The sequence below is a fragment of the Bathymodiolus azoricus thioautotrophic gill symbiont genome (assembly GCF_001298715.1).
GTDB lineage: Bacteria > Pseudomonadota > Gammaproteobacteria > PS1 > Pseudothioglobaceae > Thiodubiliella.
In genome coordinates this window covers 1-10,063 of record NZ_CDSC02000460.1, presented here as the reverse complement: position 1 = coordinate 10,063, position 10,063 = coordinate 1, and the positions used below count along the sequence as shown (strand labels likewise).

The following is a 10,063-nucleotide window of genomic DNA, read 5'->3' as shown; positions in this document are numbered from 1 at the left end:
AAGTTATCATTTTTTAGCGTCATTATTTTTGAGTTTAAGGTTAAATAATTTTCTATAACGGGCGCAAGGTATATTTAATTTTTTTCGATATTTGGTTATTGTTCTTCGACAAATTACAATCCTGTCCCGTGTTAATAAATCACATATTTTTTGATCAGAAAGTGCAATACTTTCATTGTGAATAATTTGAATAATTCTGTGTTGAATAGATTTTGCAGCATGATTGCCAACATTGGCAGAAAATAAATCTTGGATTTTAATCGTACCAATGGGTGTATCCATATATTTGTTTTTAATTAAACGCGATAAGGTGGATTCACCCATATCCAGTTCCAATGCTAATTGTTTTTGCGTTAATGGTAATATGTATTCCAGACCTTTGTCAAGCGCTTGATGTTGTTTGGCGACCAGCGCCTTGCTAATTCTCTGTAAATATTGATTGCGATAAGTCAAAAAATCAACCAGTCCACGGGCAATGCTTAGATGTTCATTGAATAAAGTTTTGTCTGGAATTTGTTTGCGTAACGCTAGATATTCTTTATTGAGCATGATAGCGGGTAGCTTTTTTAGGCTAATGCGCCAACCATCGCCTACTTTGTTAATAAAAATATCTGGCTGTATATATGAGTTTTGAATATTACCTAAATTATCAGCTGGGGTTTTATTCAAATATTTAACCACCTTGATGAAGTTACATCTTTGTATTTCGGTTATTTGGGAAATATCAGTCTCACCGGATAAAAGTTTCACAATTAAAGATTGATCGGCAAGGTTTCCCTTATGATTGACTTGTAATAATAAAAAGTCTTGCGTATTAAAGGAGGTAATACCAAAAGGGTCAAGATTGGTTTGCATTTTATTTTTGACCATCTCACACTGCTGAATATTGACTTGATCCTTGGAGTGTTTTCTTGAATAAATCCTTATGATTGCCTCAATGTTTATCTCTAGAAATCCGACTTCGGTTAAATTCTCAAGCATAATATAGGCGATATTAAGTTGTTTTTCGGTTAAACCAATATTTGGTAATTGGTTTTCTAAACTAGAAAACAAAGATTCTTTGAAGGTTAATTTTGCAAAGGAATCTTCATTGGTTTTATTATTGACATAAAATTCATCTGTTTTTTTAGTATTTTTAGTCAAAATAATATTTTCTTTTAAGGCATTATTCACTTCAACTAATAAATCGTCATACGGCATAGACAGTAGATTTATAGAGTTTTTTAATAAGGGCGTTAAGTTGAAATTAAAACTTAATTTTTGTTGTAATGAGTGTTTTGGCATAGTTATTGCTTGTATTAATATTAAATAGTATACTTTGTTACTGATTAGGGTACATTATTTTTTTATTAAATAATAAACTTAAGGGGAGAGGATTATGCCTAATATAGAATTAACACGATCGGTTGACAAATCGCCAACTGAAAGCTTTTATGATGTAATGCGAAGACAGGGGATTAGTCGTCGTAGTTTTATTAAATATTGTAGTTTAACTGCAACCGCATTAGGCTTAGGGCCTTCGTTTGTCGGTAAGATTGCTTATGCTATGGAAAATAAACCAAGAATTCCAGTGCTTTGGCTACATGGCTTAGAGTGCACATGCTGTTCAGAATCGTTTATTCGTTCAGCACACCCATTGGCAAAAGATGTTATTTTGTCTATGATTTCGCTAGATTATGATGATACGATTATGGCGGCAGCAGGGCAGCAAGCAGAAGCCATTATTGATGAGACTATTGAAAAATACGATGGTAATTTTATTCTTGCAGTTGAGGGTAATACACCTCTTAATCAAGACGGCATGTCTTGTATTATTGCCGGCAAGCCTTTTCACCACCAAATTGAAAAAGTTGCTAAACATTGTAAGGCGATTATTTCTTGGGGTTCATGTGCTTCTTGGGGTTGCGTTCAAGCCGCCAGACCCAATCCTACACAAGCAACACCAACACATAAATTAATCACTGACAAGCCAATCATTAAAGTGCCTGGTTGTCCACCAATTGCAGAAGTTATGACAGGGGTGATTACTTATATGGTAACTTTTGACAAAATGCCTACCTTAGACAGACAAGGCCGTCCTAAGATGTTTTATTCACAAAGAATTCACGATAAATGTTATCGTCGTCCACATTTTGATGCTGGACAATTTGTGGAAGAGTTTGACGATGAAAATGCCAAAAAAGGCTATTGTTTATACAAGGTTGGCTGTAAAGGTCCAACAACTTACAACGCTTGCTCTACCATTCGTTGGAATGAAGGCACTTCTTTCCCAATTCAAGCAGGCCATGGTTGTATTGGTTGCTCAGAAGATGGATTTTGGGATAAAGGCTCATTTTATGACCGCTTAACTGAGGTGCATGGCTTTGGTATTGAGGCGGATGCTGATGAAATCGGATTTGCTGTTGCTGGTGCTACAGGCGCGGTAATTGCTGTGCATGCAGCAGCCAGTGCACTTAAAAGTGCCAAGACCAATCAAGCAGAAAACACAGGAGAATAAATTATGTCAGTTATAAATACACCCAATGGTTACACTTTGGACAACGGCGGTCAGCGTGTTGTTGTGGATCCTGTTACTAGAATTGAAGGACATATGCGTTGTGAAGTCAATTTAGACAAAAACAATGTGATTGTTAATGCGGTTTCCACGGGTACAATGTGGCGTGGACTTGAAGTGATTTTAAGAGGTAGAGACCCCCGCGATGCTTGGGCTTTTGTTGAGAGAATTTGTGGCGTTTGTACAGGGTGCCATGCGCTGGCATCTTGTAGAGCAGTAGAGGATGCGTTGGATATTAAAATCCCACTTAATGCGCATCTTATTCGTGAAATGATGGCAAAAACTTTGCAAGTGCACGATCATGTTGTGCATTTTTATCACTTGCATGCGTTGGACTGGGTCAATCCAGTGAATGCATTAAAGGCAAACCCGAAGGCAACCTCAGGGTTGCAAAATATCGTATCGCCTAAGCATGCCAAATCTAGCCCTGGATATTTTAAAGATATTCAAACTAGAATTCGTAAGTTTATTGAATCGGGGCAATTAGGACCCTTTAAAAATGGTTATTGGGACAATCCTGCTTATAAGCTTTCTCCCGAAGCAGATTTAATGGCGGTAGCGCATTATTTGGAAGCCTTGGACTTGCAAAAAGAGTTTGTTAAGTTGCATACTATTTTTGGTGGTAAAAATCCACACCCAAATTATCTTGTTGGTGGCGTCCCGTGTGCAATTAATATGGATGGCGATATGGCTGCAGGTGCACCCCTAAATATGGAGCGTTTAAATTTTGTTAAATCACGCATTGATGAAATGGTGCAGTTTAATAATAATGTTTATGTGCCTGATGTTATTGCTATTGCCAGTTTTTATAAGGGACAACTATGGGGTGGCGGTATTGGTGCAAAAAGTGTCATGGATTACGGCGCTTATCCTAAAGTTAATTATGATAAATCTACCGATCAATTGCCAGGTGGCGTTATTCTTAATGACAATTGGGATGAGGTATTTCCAGTTGATCCAAAAGACCCAGAGCAAGTGCAAGAATTTGTTACACATTCTTGGTATAAATATCCAGATGAAACCAAAGGACTACACCCATGGGATGGTATTACAGAGCCAAACTATGAGTTAGGATCCAAAACTAAAGGCACAAGAACCGATATTAAGGAGCTTGATGAAAGTGCTAAATACTCATGGATTAAATCCCCTCGCTGGAGAGGGCATGCAGTTGAAGTGGGTCCTTTATCTCGTTATGTTTTAGCAATCGCACAAGGACATGAGTACATCACAGAACAAACCACTAAGGCACTTTCTGGATTTAACGCTTTAGCTGGCACTGAACTTAATATGAAGCAAGCGCTGCAATCTACTATAGGTAGAACGCTTGCAAGAGCATTAGAGTCCGAATATTGCGCTGAAATGATGGTGGAAGATTGGCATGCGTTAATCAAAAATATAAAGAGTGGCGATAGCTCAACTGCTAACATGGAAAAATGGGATCCTAAAACTTGGCCAAAAAATGCCAAAGGTGTAGGTACAGTAGCTGCTCCTCGTGGTGCAAATGCGCATTGGATTGTGATTAAAGATGGAAAAATTGACAATTACCAGTGTATTGTTCCAACAACTTGGAATGGGTCACCTCGGGACCCAGAGGGAAATATTGGTGCCTTTGAGGCCAGCTTAATGGGAACCCCTGTTGAGCGTGCCAATGAGCCGGTTGAAATTTTACGCACTTTGCACAGTTTCGACCCATGTCTTGCCTGTTCTACTCATATAATGAGTGAAGAAGGTGAAGAATTAATTAATGTTAAAGTTCGATAAGGAGTATAAAAATGAAAAAATTATTATTAGTTGCAATGTCGTTGTTATTTTCAGTCACTGCGATTGCTCATTCTGGGCATACGCCATTTGAACTTGTGGGTGTTATTGAGGTAGCGAAACACTATCTTAGTAGCTCATACCATATCGCTGCAATGTTGGCAATGAGTGCGGTGTTGATAGTAAGCGCTGTCCTTGTTTGTAATAGCAGGCAAATTTTATCAACGATATTAATGGTATTAGGCCTTATGAGTTCAATATTGGGTGTAGGTCTTTTATTGTCATAAACTTTTATTTAAAGGGGTAGATTATGAGTACAAAAAAGATGAGTTCGGCTATTGGTGACTTAGAATCATCAGGTATTGAATCAACCGTAGAGGCAGTTTATGTATATGAAGCGCCTGTGCGTTTGTGGCATTGGGTTAATGCAGGTGCTATTACTGTTTTGGCGTTGACGGGTTATTTTATCGGCTCCCCATTGCCTAGCATGTCAGGTGAAGCAAGTGATTTTTATGTTATGGGCTATATTCGCTTTTTCCATTTTGTGGCGGCTTATGTGTTTGCCATTGGTATGATTGGTAGGGTGTATTGGGCATTTGTAGGGAATGGACATGCCAAACAGCTTTTCGTGCCACCATTGTTTCAAATATCTTGGTGGAAAGAGGTGTTGCATGAGTTGCGCTGGTATGCCTTCTTAGAAAAAGAGCCTAAAAAATATGTGGGACACAATCCTATGGCATCACTGTTTATGTTTTTAATGTTTGTTACAGGATCTATCTTTATGATTTTTACTGGATTTGCATTGTATGCAGAAGGTCAAGGAATGGATAGCTGGTGGTATACTGCCTTTGCTGGGTGGCTGATTCCACTCTTTGGACAAAGTCAGGATGTGCATACTTGGCATCACTTGGGCATGTGGTTTATTTTGACATTCGTTATGATTCATATTTATGCCGCTATTAGAGAAGATGTAATGTCAAGGCAATCGTTAGTTAGTACAATGATTAATGGCTGGAGAACTTGGAAAGACGATCGAAGATAGTCATTTTATTTTAATTTTTTTAGTAAAAAGAGTGTCATTTGGAGCTCTTTTTATCTATATAAAAAAGGTAAAAAATGAAAGTTTTAATATTAGGTGTTGGCAATATATTGTGGGCTGATGAGGGTTTTGGTGTGCGCACAGTTGAGGCAATCAATCAGCAATACGAATTTAATGATGAAGTTAAATTAATGGATGGTGGCACACTGGGGTTGTATTTAATTCAACATGTACAAGAATGTGATTTATTGATTGTTTTTGATGCAATTGATTATGGTTTAAAACCTGGCACGATGAAACTTATTCATGATGAAGATGTCCCTAAATTTATGGGTGCTAAAAAAATGAGTCTACATCAAACAGGCTTTCAAGAAGTACTATCTACCGCTGAATTAACAGGGGAAACACCAGATCATATATTTTTAATTGGCGTTCAACCTGTGCAATTAGAGGATTTTGGCGGTAGTTTGCGTGATGAAGTTAAAGTGCAAATTCAACCAGCAATTAATGAATGTTTGAAATATCTTGATAGTTATGGTGTTACTTACAAAAAGCGTGTGACGCCGCTTGCTGAATGTGAGGGCGTCAACAGTCCAACAATTGCTATGGATGATTATGAAGTGAATCGACCACCTGAAGCAATAGCGTGCAGAAAAGGAGATGCCCGGGTGTTAATGGACAATGCTTTTGAACAGCGAGAAGAAGAATTGATTGATAATACTTGCCACACTAATGTCTTTGTGGATGGTCGCAAGCACTTTGAGGGGTAAATAATGTGTATTGGTATTCCTATGCAGGTTGTGGATTCTATGAGCGATACTTTTGCGACTTGTCAAGATAATGGGGTTAATAAAACCATTAATATGCAATTGGTTGGACCACAAATGACAGGTACTTGGGTGTTGGTTTTTATTGATGCTGCCAGAGAGGTTATTTCTACTGACAGAGCCAAAGAAATTGATAATGCTTTAAAGGCAGTCAGTTTGGCGATGTATAGTGATGAGAGCGAGCGAATACACGCTTTATTTGGTGATTTAATTGATCGAACACCTATTAACCCTTTTTTACCCGAGGACAAACAATGATGTTTCCAGAACTAATACAGCAACTTATCGATAAAAATCAATATCCGCTTTTATTGGCAGACGATGTCAACGCTTTTATCGGTAAGCACCGTCATAGTGTTTTATTTTTTTGCAATGACGCTAAACTTTTTCCAGAAAGTTTAGATGTTGCTGTCATATTGCCAGAATTGATGGTAGCTTTTAAACATGCAATTGTTCCCGCTATTATTAGTCGCGATGACGAAATGAAAGTTCAGCGAAATTATGGTTTTACCACCTGGCCTTCTTTGGTGTTTTTTAAAGATGGAAATTATTTAGGTGCCATTTCCAAGGTGCAAGACTGGGATGATTATATCAATACAATACAAAAACTGTTATTATCAGAACCAACAACACCACCCATTAAAATAGCTTTAAAACAAAATTAGAAGGAGTTTAAAAATGTCATCAATCCCTATTCCACCAATTCCAGCAAATTTTTTAGGTGCTGGTTCACAAACTATATCGGAAGAAGATAAATTAGAATATATGGAAATGCCGACAGAAATGTCTACCTTTGATGTAAATAGTAAAATTTATGAATGGGATGAAAGTCAAGACTTATCTCAGTGTAAAGAATTTTTAGAACGCATTCATTTTCAAATGCTTAATTATAAAATTGACAACCCTAATCTGTCTTTTGTTGTCCATGGTTTGGATGAAAATAATTTAGCGTACCTTAATACCCTGCTAGGCGAGGGGGAAGTGAGTGCAATTATCAATCAAAAAGAACAAATAGTAAACATTCAAGAGTCAATTTTTACAGGCGTTTGGCGAATCACTATTATTGATAACGATAATAATCTTGTTAGTGACTGTATTGAAGTGGGTGATATCCCAGAGGCGATTGTTATGCTTAATCAAAAAAACTCTAGTAAAGTTATATTTAATAGCGCCTTATTGCCAGAAAATGTCATTAACGCACCCGCAATTTTGACTGAATTAAAAGAAAAAAGAGAAGAACATGGTAATTTAAAAACTTCTTTAGAAGCTATTAATTTAACATTGTTGCCTCACACAGAAGATGACTTAATCTCTATTAATAATGTTTTAGGTTTGGGTGATACTGTTATCTTGTCAAGAGGTTATGGTAATTGTCGTATTACTTCAACCGGTGTTTCTGCTATTTGGTGGGTGAAATATTTTAACTCTACTGACAATGAAATACTCAGCACTATTGAGGTAGTTGACATACCTATTGTTGCTTGTGCTGCACAAGAAGATATAGAATCAAGCACTGAACGCTTAAAAGAGTTTACTGACGAATTGTGAAAACTTTTGAAGGCAGTTATCTAGGAGATGAGGAGAAAATTGCCGATGATGCTTGCATGGAGTGCAAAATTTGTCATCATGTTTACAAACCTGAAGAGGGGGATGATTATTGGCAGATAGCAGCTAACACGCCATTTACTCAATTACCAGGGCATTGGCATTGTCCAAATTGTGATGGTTTTATGGATCAGTTTATGGTTATCGATAGAAATGATATTTTATAGTTATTAAAATGAATGGTAGCAATATTGAGTGTTTAAAAAGTCATTATCAATATGTGTATAAGCACAAAATGAAAGACATTCCGATTGTTAACAATAAACTTAAAGTTGAAGTAGTGGGTTTTGTTAACTGGGGAGAAGAAAGCGGTAAGCAAGCCTCTAAAGTCGGAGTATTAATCACACCTTGGTTTATGAATATTGTTCTACTGCCAAATGGCATTATGCAACAAAAAATTAGGGTAGGGAAAACTGCCAACATATTGTTTCCAGATGGTGAATATTCTTTTTTAACTCAATTAGATGATGAATTTGGTGTTTATTTAACTTGTTCATTGTTTTCGCCTATGTTTGAATTTAAAACCCAGACTCAAGCAGTTGAGACTGCTACTGCAGTGATGGGACAATTATTGCAAAATGATGAATTCAAGAAAGCAGAAAAGGATAAGAAAGCGCTAGTACAAAAAATTAAGGACGATGAGACCTTAAGTAAGGTTACCTCAAGAAGAGATTTTCTTCGTGGGAATAAAAACAATACACAAGTTTTATAATGTCAATTGAAGGAAAAATTGTAATCAAAGTTGTTATAGAGGCCTCTGATATTAAAAAAGTTTTAATTAGCTCTTCTCGCCCCCTACATATCACTCAATTATTTGCAGGACAGTCTATTCAAAAAGTCGCAACAACACTCGATGCTTTGTATCAATTATGTAATACTGCACACAGATTTGCATTTTTACACCTTTTGGATAAATGCAAGGTGATTTCTTTGAGCAAAAATGAAATAATGGCCTGTCAATTACTGTTAGATTTAGAGACTATTAGGGAGCATTGTTTTAGTATTGCAACAAAATGGCGTATTGATGATAGTAATAAAATAAATAAAAATATTGTTGATTTATTTGCTACGCTTAGAGAAATAAATACCACTTTATTTCTAACAGGCAACCCTTTATCGTTAGAAAAAAAAACACTACAACCTTTTAGTGGCATTAATTCTTTAGTTGCAAAATTAGAGCAACAACTAATGCTTGAGCTTGTTGGCGAACAGTTCCATTCAGAGACAATACTTTCCAATAGTGAAAATTTTGAATATTGGATAAAAACCCAAAGTAGCGACTGCGCCCTATTTTTACACAATATACAGCAATCTCAATCAAGTGGCTTAGGTAGCGTTGATTCTTTATTTTTGCCAAATATAACAACAGAAGAAATAATAACATTGCTTAATGATGATGGGTTTATTGGTCAGCCTACTTATAAAAATATTTGCTATGAAACTACACCATATAGCAGACAAAAAAAACATCCATTAATACAGAAATTATCTGCAAAATATGGCAATGGCGTGTTAAGCAGATATGCCTCTCAACTGCTGGAAATATTTGAGTTGTTGAAGGGGGTTAAGCACAACTATGTGAACCTTTATTCTGAGGATATTCATTATGATATTAACACCTCTACTGTCGTTAATACAGCTGTTGTTGAGGTAGAGGCAGCACGTGGAAAATTAATGCACTCTTTAACAATTCAAGGCGAAGAAATTAAGAGTTATCGGATACTTTCACCAACGCAATGGAATTTTCATCCTCAAGGCGTTTTAAAGCAAATGATTCAATCCCTTGATTTTCAAAATAAACAGGACTTAGTTAATAAAATAACATTGTTAACTAATGCTATTGATCCTTGTGTTGGCTATACAATAGAGATTAACAATGCATGAAATGAGTATCTGCATGAGTATTGTTGAGTCCCTAGAAGCCAGTGCAAAAGCAAATAACTATAAAGCTATTAATAAGGTTTGGTTAGAAATAGGACCTTTTTCAGGAGTGGAAGTTAACGCTTTAGAATTTAGTTTTGATGTGGCAATTCGTGGTACTATTGCGAATGGTGCTCAGTTAGAAATTATACAAACGCAGGCAAATGCTTGGTGTTTTAGTTGTGATAAAACAGTGGTGGTCAAACAAAGATACGACGCTTGCCCACTATGTAACTCCAGCCAATTAACTGTAACAGGTGGTGAAGAGTTAAAAATTAAACAAATATCAATTAAGGAGTAATAATATGTGCACAGTATGTGGATGTAACGAAACCGAACACACTCATGACCATGATCATG

At 36.5% G+C, this 10,063-nt stretch carries 13 protein-coding genes; 12 read left to right on the top strand and 1 reads right to left on the bottom strand.

The features are described 5' to 3' along the window. Positions 1–6: 6 nt before the first annotated feature. Positions 7–1,284 (bottom strand): RNA polymerase factor sigma-54, encoded by a 1,278-nt coding sequence (locus BAZSYMA_RS08760; protein WP_090718107.1) that lies wholly within the window; start codon positions 1,282–1,284, stop codon positions 7–9. 94 nt (positions 1,285–1,378) lie between these two features. Between BAZSYMA_RS08760 and BAZSYMA_RS08755 the strand changes: the two genes are divergently transcribed. The 12 genes from BAZSYMA_RS08755 to hypA all read left to right on the top strand — a co-directional run bounded on the left by BAZSYMA_RS08755 (position 1,379) and on the right by hypA (position 10,004). After that, positions 1,379–2,497 carry a hydrogenase small subunit gene (locus tag BAZSYMA_RS08755; protein ID WP_090718104.1) on the top strand — a complete coding sequence of 373 codons (1,119 nt, stop codon included), beginning with the start codon at positions 1,379–1,381 and terminating at the stop codon, positions 2,495–2,497. A gap of 3 nt (positions 2,498–2,500) precedes the next feature. Beyond that, positions 2,501–4,315 carry a nickel-dependent hydrogenase large subunit gene (locus tag BAZSYMA_RS08750; protein ID WP_090718101.1) on the top strand — a complete coding sequence of 605 codons (1,815 nt, stop codon included), beginning with the start codon at positions 2,501–2,503 and terminating at the stop codon, positions 4,313–4,315. 11 nt (positions 4,316–4,326) lie between these two features. Next, complete coding sequence (locus BAZSYMA_RS08745; RefSeq protein ID WP_090718099.1) at positions 4,327–4,599, top strand: hypothetical protein; 273 nt, start codon at positions 4,327–4,329, stop codon at positions 4,597–4,599. Positions 4,600–4,637: 38 nt separating this feature from the next. Continuing rightward, positions 4,638–5,354: a Ni/Fe-hydrogenase, b-type cytochrome subunit gene (cybH, locus tag BAZSYMA_RS08740; protein ID WP_370460918.1), complete on the top strand. Its 717-nt coding sequence runs from the start codon at positions 4,638–4,640 to the stop codon at positions 5,352–5,354. A 74-nt stretch (positions 5,355–5,428) separates the two neighbouring features. Further along, entirely contained in the window at positions 5,429–6,121 is a 693-nt protein-coding gene (locus BAZSYMA_RS08735; protein WP_090718093.1) for a HyaD/HybD family hydrogenase maturation endopeptidase, read from the top strand. A 3-nt stretch (positions 6,122–6,124) separates the two neighbouring features. Next, positions 6,125–6,436, top strand: a complete 312-nt coding sequence (locus BAZSYMA_RS08730; protein ID WP_090718090.1) for a HypC/HybG/HupF family hydrogenase formation chaperone — start codon at positions 6,125–6,127, stop codon at positions 6,434–6,436. Then, entirely contained in the window at positions 6,433–6,843 is a 411-nt protein-coding gene (locus tag BAZSYMA_RS08725; protein WP_090718087.1) for a thioredoxin domain-containing protein, read from the top strand. Before BAZSYMA_RS08730 ends, BAZSYMA_RS08725 begins: the two co-directional genes overlap by 4 nt. A 13-nt stretch (positions 6,844–6,856) precedes the next feature. Next, positions 6,857–7,726 carry a hydrogenase expression/formation protein gene (locus tag BAZSYMA_RS08720; protein ID WP_090718083.1) on the top strand — a complete coding sequence of 290 codons (870 nt, stop codon included), beginning with the start codon at positions 6,857–6,859 and terminating at the stop codon, positions 7,724–7,726. Continuing rightward, positions 7,723–7,950, top strand: a complete 228-nt coding sequence (locus tag BAZSYMA_RS08715) for a rubredoxin (protein WP_370460914.1) — start codon at positions 7,723–7,725, stop codon at positions 7,948–7,950. Before BAZSYMA_RS08720 ends, BAZSYMA_RS08715 begins: the two co-directional genes overlap by 4 nt. An 8-nt stretch (positions 7,951–7,958) precedes the next feature. Next, positions 7,959–8,495 carry a [NiFe]-hydrogenase assembly chaperone HybE gene (gene hybE, locus BAZSYMA_RS08710; protein ID WP_090718074.1) on the top strand — a complete coding sequence of 179 codons (537 nt, stop codon included), beginning with the start codon at positions 7,959–7,961 and terminating at the stop codon, positions 8,493–8,495. Then, positions 8,495–9,667 (top strand): nickel-dependent hydrogenase large subunit, encoded by a 1,173-nt coding sequence (locus BAZSYMA_RS08705; RefSeq protein ID WP_090718070.1) that lies wholly within the window; start codon positions 8,495–8,497, stop codon positions 9,665–9,667. Before hybE ends, BAZSYMA_RS08705 begins: the two co-directional genes overlap by 1 nt. Continuing rightward, positions 9,660–10,004, top strand: a complete 345-nt coding sequence (hypA, locus tag BAZSYMA_RS08700) for a hydrogenase maturation nickel metallochaperone HypA (RefSeq protein ID WP_090718065.1) — start codon at positions 9,660–9,662, stop codon at positions 10,002–10,004. The genes BAZSYMA_RS08705 and hypA overlap by 8 nt, the downstream gene beginning before the upstream one ends. Positions 10,005–10,063 lie beyond the last annotated feature (59 nt).